At 63.2% G+C, this 17,661-nt stretch carries 17 protein-coding genes; 10 read left to right on the top strand and 7 right to left on the bottom strand.

The features are described from left to right. Positions 1-303: NAD(P)-binding domain-containing protein (locus tag Y705_RS0111880; RefSeq protein ID WP_253908598.1), on the bottom strand; the 303-nt coding region annotated here is incomplete at its 3' end. Between the two features lie 169 nt (positions 304-472). Here Y705_RS0111880 and uxaC point away from each other — a divergent pair. The 4 genes from uxaC to Y705_RS19490 are packed head-to-tail and all read left to right on the top strand — an operon-like array spanning position 473 to position 5,146. Next, positions 473-1,879, top strand: coding sequence for a glucuronate isomerase (gene uxaC, locus Y705_RS0111875; RefSeq protein ID WP_026533014.1), 1,407 nt, complete (start codon positions 473-475; stop codon positions 1,877-1,879). Next, positions 1,876-3,297 carry a mannitol dehydrogenase family protein gene (locus Y705_RS19495; RefSeq protein ID WP_049822672.1) on the top strand — a complete coding sequence of 474 codons (1,422 nt, stop codon included), beginning with the start codon at positions 1,876-1,878 and terminating at the stop codon, positions 3,295-3,297. Before uxaC ends, Y705_RS19495 begins: the two co-directional genes overlap by 4 nt. A gap of 41 nt (positions 3,298-3,338) precedes the next feature. Then, entirely contained in the window at positions 3,339-4,568 is a 1,230-nt protein-coding gene (gene manD, locus Y705_RS0111865; protein WP_026533013.1) for a D-mannonate dehydratase ManD, read from the top strand. Further along, positions 4,565-5,146 carry a gluconokinase gene (locus Y705_RS19490; protein WP_081738009.1) on the top strand — a complete coding sequence of 194 codons (582 nt, stop codon included), beginning with the start codon at positions 4,565-4,567 and terminating at the stop codon, positions 5,144-5,146. Before manD ends, Y705_RS19490 begins: the two co-directional genes overlap by 4 nt. On the opposite strand, the gene Y705_RS19485 is transcribed toward Y705_RS19490, so the two are convergent. Next, on the bottom strand, positions 5,086-6,090 hold the full coding sequence (locus Y705_RS19485; RefSeq protein WP_049822671.1) for a LacI family DNA-binding transcriptional regulator: 1,005 nt from the start codon (positions 6,088-6,090) through the stop codon (positions 5,086-5,088). The genes Y705_RS19490 and Y705_RS19485 overlap by 61 nt on opposite strands. A gap of 230 nt (positions 6,091-6,320) precedes the next feature. Here Y705_RS19485 and Y705_RS0111850 point away from each other — a divergent pair, with 230 nt between their 5' ends. The 5 genes from Y705_RS0111850 to Y705_RS0111835 all read left to right on the top strand — a co-directional run bounded on the left by Y705_RS0111850 (position 6,321) and on the right by Y705_RS0111835 (position 11,794). Beyond that, positions 6,321-7,334 carry a TRAP transporter substrate-binding protein gene (locus Y705_RS0111850; protein ID WP_026533012.1) on the top strand — a complete coding sequence of 338 codons (1,014 nt, stop codon included), beginning with the start codon at positions 6,321-6,323 and terminating at the stop codon, positions 7,332-7,334. Positions 7,335-7,361: 27 nt separating this feature from the next. Continuing rightward, entirely contained in the window at positions 7,362-7,865 is a 504-nt protein-coding gene (locus Y705_RS0111845; protein ID WP_026533011.1) for a TRAP transporter small permease, read from the top strand. An 8-nt stretch (positions 7,866-7,873) separates the two neighbouring features. Next, positions 7,874-9,184, top strand: coding sequence for a TRAP transporter large permease (locus tag Y705_RS0111840; protein WP_026533010.1), 1,311 nt, complete (start codon positions 7,874-7,876; stop codon positions 9,182-9,184). A gap of 232 nt (positions 9,185-9,416) precedes the next feature. Next, complete coding sequence (locus Y705_RS22740) at positions 9,417-10,214, top strand: glycoside hydrolase family 3 protein (RefSeq protein WP_216698787.1); 798 nt, start codon at positions 9,417-9,419, stop codon at positions 10,212-10,214. 47 nt (positions 10,215-10,261) lie between these two features. Further along, positions 10,262-11,794 carry a glycoside hydrolase family 3 protein gene (locus Y705_RS0111835; RefSeq protein WP_216698786.1) on the top strand — a complete coding sequence of 511 codons (1,533 nt, stop codon included), beginning with the start codon at positions 10,262-10,264 and terminating at the stop codon, positions 11,792-11,794. 97 nt (positions 11,795-11,891) lie between these two features. Here the strand turns inward: Y705_RS0111835 and Y705_RS0111830 are convergent, their stop codons facing one another. The 5 genes from Y705_RS0111830 to Y705_RS0111810 form a co-directional block, all read right to left on the bottom strand. Then, on the bottom strand, positions 11,892-12,650 hold the full coding sequence (locus tag Y705_RS0111830; RefSeq protein ID WP_026533009.1) for an iron ABC transporter ATP-binding protein: 759 nt from the start codon (positions 12,648-12,650) through the stop codon (positions 11,892-11,894). A 61-nt stretch (positions 12,651-12,711) separates the two neighbouring features. Continuing rightward, on the bottom strand, positions 12,712-13,728 hold the full coding sequence (locus Y705_RS0111825; protein ID WP_253908597.1) for an iron chelate uptake ABC transporter family permease subunit: 1,017 nt from the start codon (positions 13,726-13,728) through the stop codon (positions 12,712-12,714). Continuing rightward, positions 13,721-14,761: an ABC transporter permease gene (locus Y705_RS0111820; protein ID WP_081738008.1), complete on the bottom strand. Its 1,041-nt coding sequence runs from the start codon at positions 14,759-14,761 to the stop codon at positions 13,721-13,723. Before Y705_RS0111820 ends, Y705_RS0111825 begins: the two co-directional genes overlap by 8 nt. Before the next feature lie 56 nt (positions 14,762-14,817). Next, positions 14,818-15,759: a siderophore ABC transporter substrate-binding protein gene (locus Y705_RS0111815; protein ID WP_026533006.1), complete on the bottom strand. Its 942-nt coding sequence runs from the start codon at positions 15,757-15,759 to the stop codon at positions 14,818-14,820. A 246-nt stretch (positions 15,760-16,005) separates the two neighbouring features. Then, positions 16,006-17,043 (bottom strand): SDR family oxidoreductase, encoded by a 1,038-nt coding sequence (locus tag Y705_RS0111810; protein WP_049822668.1) that lies wholly within the window; start codon positions 17,041-17,043, stop codon positions 16,006-16,008. Positions 17,044-17,228: 185 nt separating this feature from the next. On the opposite strand from Y705_RS0111810, the gene Y705_RS23230 reads away from it, so the two are divergent. Continuing rightward, on the top strand, positions 17,229-17,661 hold a 433-nt coding region (locus Y705_RS23230; RefSeq protein WP_253908596.1), incomplete at its 3' end, for an SDR family NAD(P)-dependent oxidoreductase.

Raw genomic sequence — 17,661 nt, 5'->3', positions numbered from 1 at the left:
CCCGGCATCGATGACGATGTCCCCGGCCTCCAGCAGCGGGGTGAGCTGATCGATCACCGAATCCACCGGGCCCCCGGCCTTGACCATGATCAGCACCCGGCGCGGGGTCTCCAGCGAATCCACCAACTCCTGCAAGGACTCCGTCCGAACGAAATTCCCCTCCGTACCGTGTTTTTCCAGCAGCGCGTCGGTCTTTCCCACCGACCGGTTATGCAAAGCCACCGTGTACCCGTTCCGGGCCAAATTCCGTGCCAGATTCGCCCCCATCACCGCAAGACCCGTCACACCAATATGTGCACTCAAAGGACTCCTCCATTTCTCAAGGACCACCCAGGGACCGCCGGTGGCAATAGGCACGCAGGTTCATGCCCACTTTGGTCTGTTCTACCGCATGCATGAAAGGGAATGACGAGTGCCGCCAACAAATGGCAACTCGTTGACCCCTCATCGCCACTTTGGCGACGATGTTGAAATGTCATCTTCGATAGCAGCCGAACCGAACCGGCTCTTCCCCGCAGACCCAGGTGTCCGGGCCATTGCCCGGCAGCTTTTTGACCTCGTCGAGAACTTCCCGATTCTTTCCCCGCACGGGCATGTGGACGCCGGTGTCCTTGAGAAGAACACTCCTTTCTCCGATCCCGCCACGCTCCTGATCAGCCCGGATCACTATGTCACCCGGCTCCTTCATGCGAACGGCGTGCCGATGGACCGACTCAGGGTGGGCGGCAACACCGATGCGACCCCCCGCGAGGTATGGCGTGAATTCTGCAAAGCATGGCCGATGTTCGAGGGGACGGCTTCCGCCTACTGGTTGCGCTCGGAGTTCGATTCCGTGTTCCGGATCGACCCTCACATCAGCGAGGCGACTGCCGACGCATCCTTTGACGCCCTCCAGTCCCGGCTCGATGACCCGGGGTTCCGTCCCCGGCAGCTTTTCAAGGAATTCAACATCGAGGTTCTGGCCACCACTGACGATCCGCTGGATGACCTGGAAGCCCATGCAGTCCTCGCGGCTGACGGTTCATTCAACGGCAGGGTGGTTCCGACCTTCCGTCCGGATGCGTACATCAACGTGGCCCACCCGGCATGGCTGGAAAACACCGACCGGCTGATCAGTACCGCGGCGGATGGCAAGACGGGCTACGCCGGATATCTTGCGGCGCTGGAGAACCGCCGTCAGTACTTCGTGGACCATGGGGGAGTGTCAGCAGACCACGGTGTGCGCACCCCCCTGACGCTCAAACTGGGCCGGGCCGATGCCGAGGAGCTTTTTGCAAAGGCACGCCGCGGAGAAGCGACGGCGGAGGATCGCGACGTCTTCGAAGCGCACATGATGTACGAGATGGCCCGGATGTCGGTTCAGGACGGGCTGGTCATGACAGTCCACCCCGGGTCTTTCCGCAATCATCACCTGCCGACGTTCGAGAAGTTCGGCGGCGACACCGGACACGACATTCCCTTCGCCGTGAACTACACCGAGGCGATCCGACCGGTGCTGCAGGACTTCGGCACCGCCGAGGGATTCCATCTGATCCTGTTCACCCTGGATGAGACCGTGTTCTCCCGCGAGCTGGCACCCCTGGCCGGGTTCTACCCCTCCGTCTTCGTGGGTGCTCCATGGTGGTTCCTCGATGCGCCGGATGCCATGCTGCGCTTCCGCTCGGCGATCACTGAAACCGCAGGCTTCTACCGTTCGTCCGGGTTCATCGATGACACCCGTGCCTTCTGCTCGATTCCAGCCCGGCATGACACCTCACGGCGCATTGAAGCGTCGTTCCTGGCCCGCCTCGTCGCTGAGCACCGGGTGACTGAGTCCCGAGCCGCGGAACTGATCGTCGATATTGTGGACGCCGCGCCTCGAAGGGCCTTCAAACTGTGAGTGTAGCTACTGTGCTCAACCGCGCGGCACTCGGTTTCGGAGATCCCGCCCCGGTACGCATCGTCCATCTCGGCCTTGGTGCGTTCCACCGGTCCCACCAGGCCTGGTACACCCATGCAGTGGATACTGACCACTCGTGGGGCATCGCCGCTTTCACGGGCCGCAGCCCGGACGCGGCACGCGTACTGGCGGCCCAGGACGGCCTCTATACCCTGGTGACGCGCAGCGACGACGGGGATGAGTACGAGGTCGTGCAAAGCATCAGTGCCGCCCATGACGGCGCGGACCTCGGCCGTCTGTGCAGTCTCATGGCTTCCGCTGCAACGGCAATCATCACCATCACGGTCACCGAGGCCGCCTATCACCTGAGCGCCGGCAGGCTGAACCTGGAAGCCGACCCCGTGGCGGCTGATGTTTCCCTTCTAGCCCGCCGGTGGCAGACCCAGGGCGATCTCGCCCTGCCCGAGAATGCTGGCGGTCAGCCGCTGCCGACGACGATGGGTGCCCGCGTACTGACGGGTCTGGACGCACGGCGCCGCGCCGGGGCGGGACCTCTTGCCGTCGTCTCGTGTGACAACCTGAGCGCCAATGGTGACGCGGCGTCGCAGGCAATCCACGGGCTCGCCCTCGAGGTGTCGGATGAACTGGCGGACTGGGTGAAAACCAACGTCTCGTTCGTCAACACCTCGATTGACCGGATCACTCCGAGGACCACGGACTCGGACGTAGCGGCCATCGCTGCTGCAACCGGTATTGCCGACAGCTCGCCCGTCATCACCGAGCCGTTCCATAACTGGGTGCTCAGCGGAAGATTTCCCGCCGGCCGGCCACCCTGGGAAGAAGCGGGCGCTCTCTTCGTTGACGACATCGAACATTTCGAACGGCGGAAACTCTGGCTGCTCAACGGCGCACACTCGCTGCTGGCGTACGCCAGCCAGCTTCTCGGCCACGCCACCGTGGCTGATAGCCTGGCCGACACCCGCTGCGCGGAATGGATCAACTCCTTCTGGGATGAAGCCTCGACCCACCTGACTGAGCCGGACCTCGGAGTGCCGGAGTATCGGACTGCGCTGCTGAGGCGCTTCGGCAACTCCCGGATCGCCCACCAACTCTCCCAGATCGCCGTCGACGGCAGCAGTAAGCTCCGCCTACGCATTCTTCCGGTGCTGTCTGCGGAACGGGCTGCGGGGCGAAACGGACAAGGGTCCGCACGTGCCGTCGCCGCCTGGATTGATCACCTGGACGCTGGAAGGGCGGCGGGTGCACCGCCGGCCGATGCTGAGGCCGACGCCCTTCAAAAGTTGCTGCATCTCGACGGACGGAACCTCACCGAGGCACTGATCGGGCATCTAGACGGGGAGCTCGGAAAAGATGCCGCCCTGATCGATCTCGTCCACACCCTGCGCCGTGCTCGGTAAGAACCCGGCATCCGATTCACAACAATTCTGGAAGGTACATCTTGAAAATCATTGCCGCTGACGTCATCGTCACGAGCCCCAGCCGGAACTTCGTCACGCTCAAGATCACCACTGACGACGGCATCACAGGACTCGGTGATGCCACCCTGAACGGCCGGGAACTCGCCGTCGCCTCCTACCTCAAGGAGCACGTCACCCAGCTCCTCATCAACAAGGACCCGCATCGGATCGAGGACACCTGGCAGTTCCTGTACCGCAGCTCGTACTGGCGCCGCGGACCGGTCACCATGGCTGCGATCGCGGCCGTCGACATGGCACTGTGGGACATCAAGGGCAAGGCAGCGAACATGCCGGTGTACCAGCTGCTCGGCGGGGCGTCGCGGACCGCGCTACGCACTTATGGGCATGCCTCCGGCAGGGATATTCCCGAGCTGTTCGACTCGATCCGGCAGCACCTGGAGGAAGGCTATAAGTCGATCCGCGTCCAGACATCGGTGCCAGGCATCAAAGCCCTTTATGGTGTGGCGGCCCAGGCCCAGGCGACGGGGGAGCGGTACGATTTCGAGCCCGCCGGGCGCGGTGCCCAGCCTACGGAGGAGGACTGGGACACCCGGGCCTATCTTCGCCATATTCCTACGGTCTTCGAGGCCGTTCGGAACGAGTTCGGCCCCGAACTTCCCCTGCTGCATGACGGTCACCACCGGATGACGCCCATCCAGGCCGCGAAACTCGGCAAGTCGCTGGAGCCCTACGACCTGTTCTGGCTCGAGGACGTCACACCCGCGGAGAACCAGGAAGCGTTCCGCCTGATCCGTCAGCACACGACAACCCCGCTTGCCGTCGGCGAGATATTCAACACCGTCTTCGACTTCCAGACCCTCATCCGGGAACAGCTGATCGATTACGTCCGGGCTGCGTCGACCCATTTCGGAGGTATCTCCCCACTGAAGAAGGTCATGGACTACGCCGCGCAGTACCAGATCAAATCCGGTTTCCACGGTCCCACCGACGTCTCACCCATCGGCCTTGCCGCCCAGACGCACGTTGGATTGGCCATCCATAACTTCGGTATCCAGGAGTATATGGAGCACAGCGAGAAGACCAACACGGTCTTCGAACAGTCCATGACCTTCACCGACGGTTTCCTCCATCCCGGTGACAAGCCGGGCCTCGGCGTCGAACTCAATGAGGAAGCCGCAGCGTCCTTCCCTTACCAGCAGGCCTACCTGCCCTACAACCGCCTGAGTGACGGAACGGTTCACGACTGGTGAAAACCCATTCGGTGGTGGTGATGGGAGTCTCCGGTTGCGGCAAGAGCACCGTGGGTGAGTTCCTTGCCCAGGATCTCGGCGCGAGCTTCCTCGATGGGGACTCCCTCCACCCGCACGAAAACGTGCAGAAAATGGCAGCAGGGATACCACTGAGCGATGACGATCGTGCGCCCTGGCTCCGGGAAATCGGCAGGAAGTTCACGGAATCCAGGCAGGAGTCCCTGGTCATTGCCTGCAGTGCCCTCAAACGGTCCTACCGGGATATCATCCGTTCCGCCGACCCTACGGTGCGGTTTGTGCACCTCCACGGAACCGAAGAGTTGCTTGCTTCACGGATGGCGGTACGGCCAGGGCATTTCATGCCCGTATCGCTGCTCCAGTCACAGCTGAAGACTCTTGAGCTCCTCAATGAGGCAGAAGCAGGCGTGAGGCTCAATATCGTCGAGAGCCCTGCCGCGCTCGTTATCCAGGCTCGGCAGTGGCTCGAGGAGACGCCGACCGGCGTGGTCGGGACAGCTCATCTCCGGGGCGAGGTCGACGCACGGACCACCAGTCGGGTGGGCAGGACCACCGGCTGACCCGACTGTGATTTGGCGCCTCCCGCGAAGGCAAGGAGGTTATTCACGGCAGTAGCACCGAGTGAATACAGCGGCGCCTCCACCGTGGTGAGGGCGGGGGTGATGAGGCCGGCTCCGTAACTGTTGTCAAAGCCCACCACGCTCACCTCATCGGGGATCGATACGCCGCGCTCCTGCAGCGCCCGGATGAACCCGATCGCCATCTGGTCGTTATAGGCAATCACTCCGGAGGTGCGGTGCTGCAGCCATTCGAGGGCTACTTCCTCCCCTCCCCGAACGGTCGGCAGCGCCGGCCCGACGCGGCGGACGTTCAGTTCCAGTTCGAGAGCCGCTTCGCGGAGGGAGCGCCACCGCATGCCGTCCGCCCAGGACGCTTCGGGTCCGGCGAGATACGTGATGCTCCGGTGTCCCAACTCGCCCAAATGCTCTGCTGCGCGACGTATGCCCCTCGGATTGTCCGTGACCACACTGGCGACGTCGGTCACCGCCCGATTCATGACGATCATCGGTTTTTGCTTGGCGACCATCCGGATCGCCGAATCGGACATCCGGGAACTGGAGAGGACGATCCCGTCCACGGAAGGCAGCGCACGCTCCAGGGCCTGGCGTTCCTTCCGCTCCGATTCCTGCGTATGGGCCAACAGCATCGTGTACCCGGCCTCGGCGGCGGCAGCCTCGGCCCCCCGCACCATTTCTGCGTAGACAGGGTTCCGGATGTCCGCGATCACCAGCGCGATCATGGAGCTTCTTGTCGCCCCGGCGTGGTGGATCCCAGCGACGTGGACGGATCGATAGCCCACTTCTTCAGCGGCGGCGAAGATGCGCTGCGCGGTCTGGTGGCTGACCCGGCCTGGCCGTGCAAACGCCCTCGAGACCGTTGATGAGGAGACGCCCGCGATCCGTGCAACATCATAGATAGTGGGTAAGCCCTCGGCTTCAGTCATGGAAATCCTCCACTTTTGATAGTAGGGGCAATCAAGGCAACTAGTGGCAACTGCTTGAAACGGGATGGCCTCCTACGGCTCAATCGAATAAGCGCATGCACTGTTGATAGGCGCAGCACGGTCGGCACGAGGATGCGTTGACCGGAACGCCGGTAGCGGTGAGCTGATGAACAGCCGGGAAGAACCGGCCACCCATTATGTCCGCCAGAACGGACAGGAAAAGGTAGATCATGAAAACCTCGAAATCATTTGCAGTGGCCGGCTCCGTGGCAGCGATGGCGCTGGCCCTCTCAGCGTGCGGCGGCGGGAGCACCGGCTCCGGAAGCGCTGACGGCCAGACCCTTCGGCTTGCGCTGAACCAGACGGAAACCCACCCGTCCTACATCGCGTTGGACAATCTGGGAACGAAGGTCAGCGAGGCCACCGAGGGGCGCCTGGAAGTCGACGTCTATGCAAATGAGACGCTTGGCGCCCAGCAGGAAGCCATTCAGCTCGTCAGCGACGGGTCGGTTGAAATGGCTGTGGTTTCCGGAACGCAGCTTGAGAACCTGAACAAGGACTTCCAGGTCTTCAACCTCCCGCAGGTCTTCGACAGTGTGGAACACCAGATGAGCGTTGTCGGTGACGACGAAATCACGGGTGAGCTCTACTCATCGTTGGAGGACCAGAATCTCACGGTGCTCGGCGGCCTTACCCAGGGCACCCGGAGCATCTACAACACGGAGGGCCCGGTCAACACCCCGGCCGACCTGGACGGCATGAAGATCCGTGTCCAGGAGTCCGATGTCCAGCTCAAGATGATTGAACTGATGGGCGGTGCCCCTACGCCGATGGCATTCGGCGAGGTCTACACGGCCCTGCAGTCCGGCGTGATCGACGGCGCCGAGAACAATGAGATTTCTTACCTGACCCAGAAGCACAACGAGGTGGCGAAGTACTACTCCAACACCGACCACCTCGTCGGACTGGACTACGTAGTCATCAATACCGATGTCTACGAGGCCATGTCCGAGGAGGATCGCGCAACGTTCGAGGAGCAGTGGGAGACCGCGGTCGAGGAGCACACGGAGCTGTGGCTTTCCGAGACCGAAAAGGCGCACGAAGAGCTTGAGGCCTCCGGAACCGAGTTCAATGACGTTGACAACGAGGCGTTCCGGACGGCGCTCGAACCCCTGATCGACGAGTACGTCACCTCGGAGACGGCCCAGAAGCTGTACGACGCTGCCCGCGCCGCCGCCGAGTAAGTCCACCTTCAACTGACTGGCACCCCCATGCAAGCTCTCAAGAAAATCCTCGACCGATTTCTCGCCGTAGCATGCGTCGTTCTCTTCGCAGTGCTCGTGATCACCGTCGTCTGGCAGGTCTTCTCCCGGCAGGTCCTCAACAGCCCCAGCGCGTGGACCTCCGAACTGGCCCAGTACTTGTTCGTCTGGCTGGGGCTGTTCGGAGCGGCACTTGTGTTCGCCGAGCGCGGCCACATTGCCGTCGACTTCCTGGTGCGCAAGTTTCCCGAGAAGGCTGAACGGGCGACTGCCATCCTCGTTCAGGCGGTGATTGCCGCATTTGCGGGCCTGATCTTCGTCTGGGGCGGGTACCGGGTTTCGGAGCAGTCCTGGGATCAGGCGCTAACGGGGCTGCCAGTCACGGTGGGGCCCCTCTACCTGGTGATGCCCATCACCGGAGTGGTCATCATCTTCTACGCGGTCTACCACGCTGCGGCCATTCTGCGCGGAGATGAAGCCACCTCAGCCGACACCGAACCAGACGTTATCTAGGAGTCACCGTGGATACAGCTTTACTCGCGGGGCTCATACTCCTCGTCGGAATCGTAGTGCTCATCATTCTCAGCGTGCCGATCGCGGTCGCTATCGGCATCTCAACCGTCGTCGCAATCATCGCGGTCATCGGCTTCGACCGGGCTGTCCTCACCACATCCCAACAGATGTTCGCCGGTATCAATTCGTTCACCCTGCTCGCCATACCCTTCTTCATCCTCGCCGGAGTCCTGATGAACAACGGCGGAATAGCGTCCCGCCTGATCGACGCCGCCAAGGTGCTGGTCGGTAGGGCTCCAGGATCCCTGGCGCAAACCAACGTCGTCGCCAACGCGCTCTTCGGCTCGGTCAGCGGCGCAGCAGTGGCTGCCGCTGCAGCGGTGGGGACCGTCATGGGCCCCCGCCAGACCAGGGAGGGTTATGACCGCAGCTTCTCCGCCGCCGTCAACGTCGCGTCGGCACCCTCGGGAATGCTCATACCGCCGAGCAACACCTTCATCGTCTACTCGCTCGTCAGCAGCACCTCGATTGCAGCACTCTTCGTTGCCGGCTACGGTCCCGGTCTTGTCTGGATCCTTGCCTGCATGCTCGTGGTCTACGCCTACTCACGGAAACACCCGGAGCTGAAGTCCTCGGACCGCGTCTCGTTCAAGGTCGCCATCCAGACCCTGGTCCAGGCCATCCCGTCCCTGCTGATGATCGTAATCGTCATCGGCGGCATTCTTGCCGGAATCTTCACTCCAACCGAGTCCGCAGCAATCGCCGTCGTCTACAGTCTTGTCCTCGGCTTCATCTACCGGTCCATCAAGGTCAAGGACCTGCCGGAGATCCTGCTGAATGCAACCAAGACAACCGCCATCGTAATGCTGCTCGTCGGCGTCTCAACGGCCATGTCGTGGCTGATGTCCTTCGCCCGGATCCCGGACCTCATCTCCGAGAGTCTTCTGGGACTGACCGACAGCCCTACCGTCATCCTGATCCTCATGATGATCATCCTGCTGATCGTGGGAACCTTCATGGATCCCACCCCGGCGATCCTGATCTTCACACCGATCTTCCTGCCCATCGTGATGGAGTTCGGAATCCATCCCATCCATTTCGGAACCATGATCGTCTTCAACCTCTGCGTAGGAACAATCACCCCGCCCGTAGGGAACGTGCTGTTCGTCGGCGCGCGGGTCGCGGGACTGCGAATCGAACCGGTTATCCAGAAACTGCTGCCCTTCCTTATCGCCCTGGTCCTCGGACTGTTCGTCGTGGTCTTCGTTCCGCAGTTGAGTCTCTGGCTGCCCACCCAGCTGGGCCTCATCGCACCATAAGGCGGGACGAGGCGGTGCGGCCGCTGCAACACCCGGGCTAGATTGCGGGGGTTGCAGCGGCCGTGTCATTTTTGACGAACCAGGACCGGCCAGCGCGAACCGGGGCAACTTGTGGCAACCATGCCGGGGTCAGCGGTGAGCATGGTCACAGTGGTACTGCTGGCTACCGATTCTGCCCCTTGCGATGGGCCCAGCGGTAAGTCCCTTTCTTACACTCGAAGGAGAGTACCCCTTGATAAACCGATCCTCGTACAAGATACGCAAGCGCGTGATAGCGCTGACAGCCGTCGTCGTTCCGCTGTCCCTCGCCATGGGCACCAGTGCCGTGGGAGCACCTTCAGGCGACTCCGCCCACGGTAAACCCGCCGCTTCCTTGAGACACAACGAGGGCAACCACGGCAAGCCGCCTGAACTGGTCTCGCGCGTCAAGGACACCATCAAGGTCACGGGCAGGACCTTCAAGGACCTTAATGACAACGGCACGCTGGACCCCTACGAGGACTGGCGGCTCCCGGTCGCTCAGCGGGTCGACAACCTGGTGGCCCAAATGACGTTGGAGGAAAAGGCGGGCTTGATGCTCATCGACACCCTCAACGCTGCATGTGACCAGGCAACCCAGACCCGCGGCACCCTCGATCCCGCGGCCACTGACTACATCGACAATCAGAAAATGCACCGTTTTATCTTCCGCAACACCGTGACCAGCGAGGACCAGGCGGTCTGTGGCGCGGCGGGCGGCGGATTCCAGGCTTCCACGAGCCTGACGCCGGAGGAAGCCGCCGAGTACATGAACACCATCCAGGAACTGGGTGAGGGCACTCGGCTCGGCATCCCCATGCTCTACAAATCCAATGCGCGGAACCATATCGACCCCAATGCCCGCGCCGGTATCAATGAGTCGGCGGGCGCCTTCACGGCGTTCCCCAAGGAGGCGGGCATCGCGGCCGCCGCGCTCGGCGAGGAGTCCCGGAAGACCGGAGAAGCGCCCACCACCGGCGATATGTCGGTGGTGGGCGCTTCGCCGGCGTGATGGGCGAGGAGTGGAAGTCCATCGGACTCCGAGGAATGTACGGCTACATGGCGGACCTGTCCACCGAGCCGCGCTGGTACCGTGCACACGAGACGTTCACGGAAGACGCGGACCTCAACTCGAACATCATGACCTCGCTCGTGGAGAACCTGCAGGGACCGGTGGACGAAGACGGCGTGTCCCTCAGCCCCGATACCCCGGTTGCGCTCACGATGAAGCACTTCCCCGGCGGCGGACCGCAGGAGCTCGGCCTCGACGCCCACTATTCGTTCGGCAAGACGCAGGTCTACCCCGGCGATGGCTTCGGCTACCACCTCAAGCCCTTCGAAGCCGCCATCACGGCAGGAGTGTCCTCGATCATGCCGTATTACGGTGCGCCGGTCGACGTCACGTACGACGGCGTCAGCTACGACCAGACCGGTATGGCGTTCTCCAACCAGATCGTCAATGATTTGCTGCGCGACAAGCTCGGCTTCAAGGGCTACGTCAACTCGGATACCGGCATCATCAACGACCGCGCCTGGGGCTTGGAGGACAAGACCATCCCCGAGCGCGTCGCCGCAGCCATCAACGGGGGCACCGATACGCTGTCCGGCTTCCACGACGTCAAGACGATCACGGACCTGGTTGACACCGGGTTGGTCACCGAAGAGCGCGTCACCCTCGCAGCCGAGCGCCTCGTCGATCCGCTGTTCCGCCTCGGGCTCTTCGAGAACCCGTACGTCGATCCCGACGAGGCCGGCGAGACCGTCGGCAACGAGGACAACCGGGAAGTGGGGCTCGACCTCCAGCGAAAGTCAGCCGTGCTGCTGCAGAATGAGGACACCGCTTCCGGCTCGAAGGCCCTGCCCCTCAAGGACGGCTCGGACGTCTACATCCTCGGCGACATCAACGAACAGACCGTGAAGAACTACGGCTACAACGTGACGAACGGCAACACCGAGAACCCCGCTGACCGCCCGAGTGCGGCGGACAGCGACTCCGTGGTCATCTCGGTGACGGCGAACAACGCCAACACCGCCTCCTATAAGAGCAATGACCCCGCCACGGGCCTGAACCCGGACTACATCAACCCGGTCACGCTCGAGGGAGTAGCCGGGCTGGACGGCACAAGCCCGTACGGTGCCGCTGACGCCTGCGTCACCTCCGGCGCCCCTGCCTGCACCGATGACGGACTACGCTTCGGCGGTTCACTTCCCTGGGAGTCGAGTGTCCTCGATTTCAGCGGAATGGCCGAGTCCCAGTCGTGGAAGATCACCCCTTCGCTCGAAACCATCAAGGACGTCATGGCCGAGGTGGATGACCCCAGCAAGGTTGTCCTCCACGTGTACTTCCGCCAGCCCTACGTGCTCGACGAGGCCAGCGGACTGCGGGGCGCCGGTGCAATCGTTGCTGGGTTCGGCATGAGTGACACCGCGCTGTTCGACATCCTGTCCGGAAAGGTGAGCCCGCAGGGAAAGATGCCGTTCGCGCTGGCCGGGACCAGTCTCGCCATTCGCGAGCAGTTCAGCGATCTCCCTGGCTACGAGGAGACCACCGACGGCGCACTGTATCCGTTCGGCTTCGGGTTGACCTTCTAGTAGCCGCGCACGCCGTCGCCTGTCGGTAGGCAGCTGCCGGACCGCACGTCAGGAACCCGTTCCGGAAGGGGCGGGTTCCTGCGTGCAGGCTGAGAAGTCAGGCGAAGTACACGCCGATGCGGTTGCCGTCGATCTCCTCGATCCGGATATCGATGTCATAGATGTCGTGCAGCACCTCCGGCTGCATGATCCGTGCTGGAGGTCCCTGATGAATGATCCGTCCCTCGCACATGGCGATGATGTCGTCCGAGTAGCAGGAAGCGAAGTTGACGTCGTGGATCACGAGCACGACGGTCTTTCCGAGATCGTTGGTGAGTCGGCGCAGCAGGCGCATCATCTCCACGGAGTGCTTCATGTCCAGGTTGTTCAGCGGTTCATCGAGGAGCAGGTAGTCGGTGTCCTGGGCGAGCACCATGGCAATGAAGGCGCGCTGGCGCTGGCCTCCGGAAAGCTCGTCCACGAACCTGTCGGCGAGAGCGGAAAGATCCAGGTAGTCCATTGCCTGGTCCACCTGCTCCCGGTCGCCCGGTCCTGGACGGCCGCCGTTGTGCGGGTAGCGACCGAATCCCACCAGGTCACGCACGGTCAACCGTACGGTGAGCTGGTTGTCCTGCCGCAGGATCGCCATCTTGCGGCCCAACTCGCGGCCGGGAGTGGCGGCCACATCCAGTCCGTCCACTGAGACGGAGCCGGCGTCCATGGGCAGCAGCCGGCTCACCATGGACAGCAGGGTCGACTTTCCGGCTCCGTTGGGCCCGATGATCGAGGTGATACCGCCCTCCTTGATTTCGCAGCTCACGTTGTCCACCACGGTGGAGGTTCCATAGCGTTTGGAAACGCCGGTTATGGAGATCATGCTCAGAAGCCTTTCCGAAGGCGGTGGGAATGCCCGGCTGCCGTGGTTGGACGGTGGGTTCTCATCTCACGGCGCCCCTCAGCAGGAGGATGAGGAAGACGAGTCCGCCCACGAATTCGATGATGATGCTGAGCGCGGTATCGAAGGCGAAGATGCGCTCCAGCACTAGCTGACCGCCCACCAGCGCGATCACGCCCAGCAGTACGGCGATCGGCAGCACCGCGGCGTGCCGGAAATTCGAGCACAGCTGGTAGGCGAGGCTGGCAACCAGCAGGCCGAAGAACGTGACGGGACCGACCAGCGCCGTGGAGACGGCCACCAGCACCGAACAGATCACCAGGGTGGCGGTCACGGACCGCCTGTGGTCCACGCCCAGGTTGATCGCCGTTTCGCGCCCCAGTGCCAGCACATCGAAGGAATACCGCATGCGCCACGCGATGACACTGACCAGCGCGACGGCGACAGCGGAATAGCCCAGCAGGCCGCCGTCCACGTTGTTGAAACTGGCAAAGAAAAGGTCCTGCAGGATGAGGAATTCACTCGGGTCGATGAGTCGTTGCAACAACGAGGAAAACCCTCGGAACATCGTGCCGAAGACGATGCCGACCAGCAGCATCAGATGGAGCGACTTCCCGCCGCCGGTGAAGAGCCAACGGTAGAGCAGGAAGGAGAACCCGATCATCAGCACCACCTCGATCCCGAACCGGGGGGGATCGCTGAGGGAGAGCAGCGCGCCGCCCCCGAGGGCGAAGACAAGCACCGTCTGGATCAGCACATAGAGTGCGTCGAAACCCATGATGGAGGGGGTGAGGATGCGGTTGGAGGTCACCGTCTGGAACAGGACCGTCGACACGCCGACGGCGTAGGCCACCAGGATCATCGAGCCCACCTTGATGGCCCGGCGCGGCAGGATGTAGCCGATATTGCCCTGCAGCCCGATCGTCAGGGACAGCACCACCAGGGCAGCGGCAAGAACGGAGAGGCCGATGATCCAGGCCCGCGGTGGAATGCCGCGGACCGGATGACGGCGCTGCTGGCTGAGCGCGGGAGGAACTGCCTCGGTGGTTATCCTAGGCACGGGATCCCCGCCGGCGAAGCAACAGGTAGAGGAACAGGACGCTGCCGACGGCGGCGACGATCACACCCACCGGGATCTCATACGGATAGCGGATGGTCCGGCCGATGATGTCGCAGACCAGGACGAATCCGGCGCCGAACAGGGCAACCCAGGGGGCTGACCTGCGGACGTTGTCGCCGATCAGCAAGGAGACCAGGTTCGGTACGATCAATCCGAGGAAGGGAATCGAACCGACGCTCACCACCACGACGGCGCTGATGAGGGACACGATCACCAGTCCGAGGGTCATCACGCGGTTGTAGTTCAGGCCGAGGTTGGTGGTGAAGTCCTGTCCCATGCCGGCTACCGTGAAACGGTCGGCGGCGAGGTAGCCGATCACGGTCAGCGCGCCGACGATCCACAGCAGCTCGTAGCGGCCGCGCAGGACACCGGAAAAATCACCGACCATCCAGCTGTTGAGCGTCTGCAGCAGGTCCGTGCGGTAGGCGAAGAACGTGGTGACGGCGGAAATGACACCGCCGAGCATGATTCCCACGAGGGGGACCACCAGCGTGTTGCGCAGTGGAATCCGGCGTAGCACCAGGAGGAACAGAGCTGTTCCCGCAGCAGCGAAGACAGCCGCCGTGCTCATCTTCGCGAAGAGGGAGGCCGCGGGCAGGAAGATCGTGACCACCAGGATGCCCAGCGACGCCGACTCCACCGTGCCGACCGTCGACGGTTCGACGAATTTGTTGCGGACCATGAGTTGCAGGATGAGACCGGCAACGCTGAGGGCCATCCCGGTCAGGATCACGCTGAGCGTGCGGGGTACCCGGCTGATCCAGAAGACGTCCCAGGCCTCGGGATCACCGGCGAGCAGTGTGCTGAACGAGACGTCGCTGACGCCGACGAACATGCTCGCCACGGCGAGGCAGAGCACTGCCGTAGTGGCAGCGGGCAGGCCGGCGGCGCGGAAGAACCGCCGTCGTCTGTGGGGGACGACGGCGGTGGATCCTGGCGCAGGGCGTCTGGGCGGCGCGGCGGTGGCAGTCATATCTCCATCCGTTTCCCCTGGCGTCGACGCTGCGCCGGCTCCAGGGTCGGGAAGTTTTAGGCCGTCGCGTCCTGGACGGCGGAGACCATGGCGTCCACATTGTTCAGGCCGTAGCCGACGATGTACCAGGAGGTGGGGTCGAGCATGGTGATCTTGCCGTTCTTCGCAGCCTTGGTGCCGTTGACGAGATCATTGTCCAGGACTGCGGATGCCGCTTCCCCGGCTTCTCCGATGGCGACATCCCGGTCGATGATGAACAGGTGGTCCGGGTCCTTCTCGGCGATGAACTCGAAGGAGATGGACTCCCCGTGCCTGCCGTCCGCAACGATGTCGGCTGCGGTTGGGACACCGAGGACATCGTGGATCAGACCGAAGCGCGAGCCGGTGCCGTACGCGGTCATTTCCCCGCCGCTGGTCATTACGATCAGGCCGGTTCCGGCGTCGACGGCGGCAGCGCGGGTTTCCTCGACGCGGGAATCGAGGGCGGCAAGCTTCTCCTCCGCCGCGTCCTCCTTGCCGAAGATGGTGCCGAGGGTAGTGGTGACCTCCCTGAAGGAAGGCATCGGCTCTGCAGCAGCGACACTGAGGTCGATGGTCGGCGCAATGTCGCTGAACTCGTCGTAATAATCCGCGGTGCGGCCCGAGATGATGATCAGGTCGGGATTTCCCGCGCTGATCGCCTCGAAATCAGGTTCCTGAAGCGTGCCGATGTTGGCGACGTCGTCCGCGCCGTACTGGGAGAGGGACTCGGGCAGGCCGGCCTGCGGGACGCCTGCAACCGGGACCGCGAGGACATCGAGGGTGTCCAGCACTCCGAGGTCGAAGGTATAGACGGTTTCCGGGTTGGAGGGGACCTCGGTGGTCCCTTGCGCGTGCTCCACCGAAATCGTGGGTTCGGAGCTGGACCCCGCTTCCGCTTCCTGCGCGCAGGCGCTCAGGGTAAGCATCGAAGCAGCGGCGGCGCCGGCCATCAGGCGGGACTTCAGGGGGGTCTTCATGGTGTTGCTCCAGTTATCAAGGGCCATCCCGCAACCGGCGGGCACTTCGGCTAATAGGGCATTAAAGTGTTTGCTAATTCTGCGCGCCCTTGAAAGCTATCTTGTTAGGTATGCCTTACACAACTCGGCCGACTGCTCGCGTCACAACGGCCCTGCAGAATACCCGCGGTATATGCGCTGGTGGGCTCAGGGAATGAGGTTGTCCGCCCGGTAGCGGTCGAACAGGTCGGTGAAAGAGTCGAGGGTTCACCGGTACCCGGTGAATCCGGCAAGGCGGCTCTTGCTCATGTCCGTCACCACTTCGATGTTCCGGCCGAGGTCGCCGTCAGTATGCCACCACGACGCCACCCGATCCAGGCGGGACTCCGCAAGTCCTTCGGTCTCGGCCAGGCGGTGCCATAGCTGTTCCGCTCCGGCCATCTGGGCCTCGAGCGGCCTTGGCGCATCCAGGTAACCCTCGGGCTCGACGTCGAAGTACGCGGCCAGGCGTGACCACATCCACCGCCAGCGGAAGACGTCGCCGTTGACGATGTTGAAGGCCTCGTTCGCTCCGGCAGGAGTTGTCGCAGCCCACAGCATGTGGTCCGCGAGAAGGCCCGCGTCGGTCATGTCCGTCAGGCCGTTCCACTGGGTCTCCGACCCGGGAAAGACGAACGGACGCGCCGCCGCTTTGCAGATGGCGGCTTGAGCAGCGATGGTCAGGCCCATGTTCATGGCGTTGCCAACCGCGTGTCCTATGACGGTGTGCGCGCGGTGCACGGACCAGGTGAAGCCCGAGGCCGCGGCCGCTGACCACAGCTCGTCTTCCTGGGCGTAGTAGAAGTTCTGTACGGGAAGGCGCGGTTCCTCCTCATGGAACGGCGTGTCAGCCATTTCTCCCGCGGCGTACGCCTCGAAAGGACCGAGATAGTGTTTCAGCCCGGTCATCAGGGCAACGTGGGCAACCTGCTTGTCCTCAAGGGCTGCAAGGAGGTTCCGGAGCATTCCCGCGTTGACGCGGATGTTCTCCTCCTCCGTATCCTGCCGTGCCCAGGCTGTGAAGAAAACATGGGTGGGGTATTCGGGGACCAGAGCCTCGGCGACGGACTGCGGTGAGGAGAGATCGGCCTGGAGATAGCGCACGTTTTTTCTCGGCTGACCGGCACCGCGCGACATCGCCAGCACCTGCCAGCCTTCGGCTGTGAGCTTGTCCACGAGGGCCGAGCCCGCGATGCCGGAGGCACCAACCACCAGTGCGGTCGGTTTTCCTTGATCGGATCCTGGAATCGGTTCAATGGAAGTCATCAACGCTCTCCTTCGTGGTTCCCTGAGGCAGCTCGCTGGTTACCCTATATGCGGCAAGCCTCCGGTGCGCCGAAAAATTCCTATCCATCGGCGATCGCCTATGCCACGGCCCGTTCGACGCCGAAGACGCTGTGCCGGGTTCCCGGTGTAGCGCGCCTCCTGAGCCATTGGGTAGTGTCGCGTGAATGAACACTTGCACTCTGGTGACAGGAGCGGGCCGCGGTATCGGTGCCGCTGTGGCACAGGCCCTGGCCGCGGCCGGACACAGGATAGCTGTGCACACCGGATCCGATGAGGCGGCCGCGAGGCGCGTTCTGGCGAGCTTGCCGGGGGAGGGTCACGCTGTGGTGGTCGGGGACCTGAGCTCTCCCGAGGTGTGCGAGCGGATTTTTGCCGAGGCGGTCGCGGAACTCGGCGACCTTGATGTCCTGGTCAACAACGCAGGGGTCTTCGAGGCCCATCCCGTGGACAGCACCACCTATGCCGACTGGCAGCAGGCGTGGCGCCACACGCTGGACGTCAACCTGCTGGGGCCGGCGAACCTGTCGTGGTTGATGGTGGACCACCTTATGCGCCGCGCTCGCGGCCCCGCCGGGGGCCGTCTGGTCAGCGTCGGCT

The organism is Arthrobacter sp. H41 (genome assembly GCF_000520535.1).
In the GTDB taxonomy this organism is placed as follows: Bacteria; Actinomycetota; Actinomycetes; order Actinomycetales; family Micrococcaceae; genus Arthrobacter_D.
This window is presented reverse-complemented; position numbering and strand designations above follow the sequence as displayed.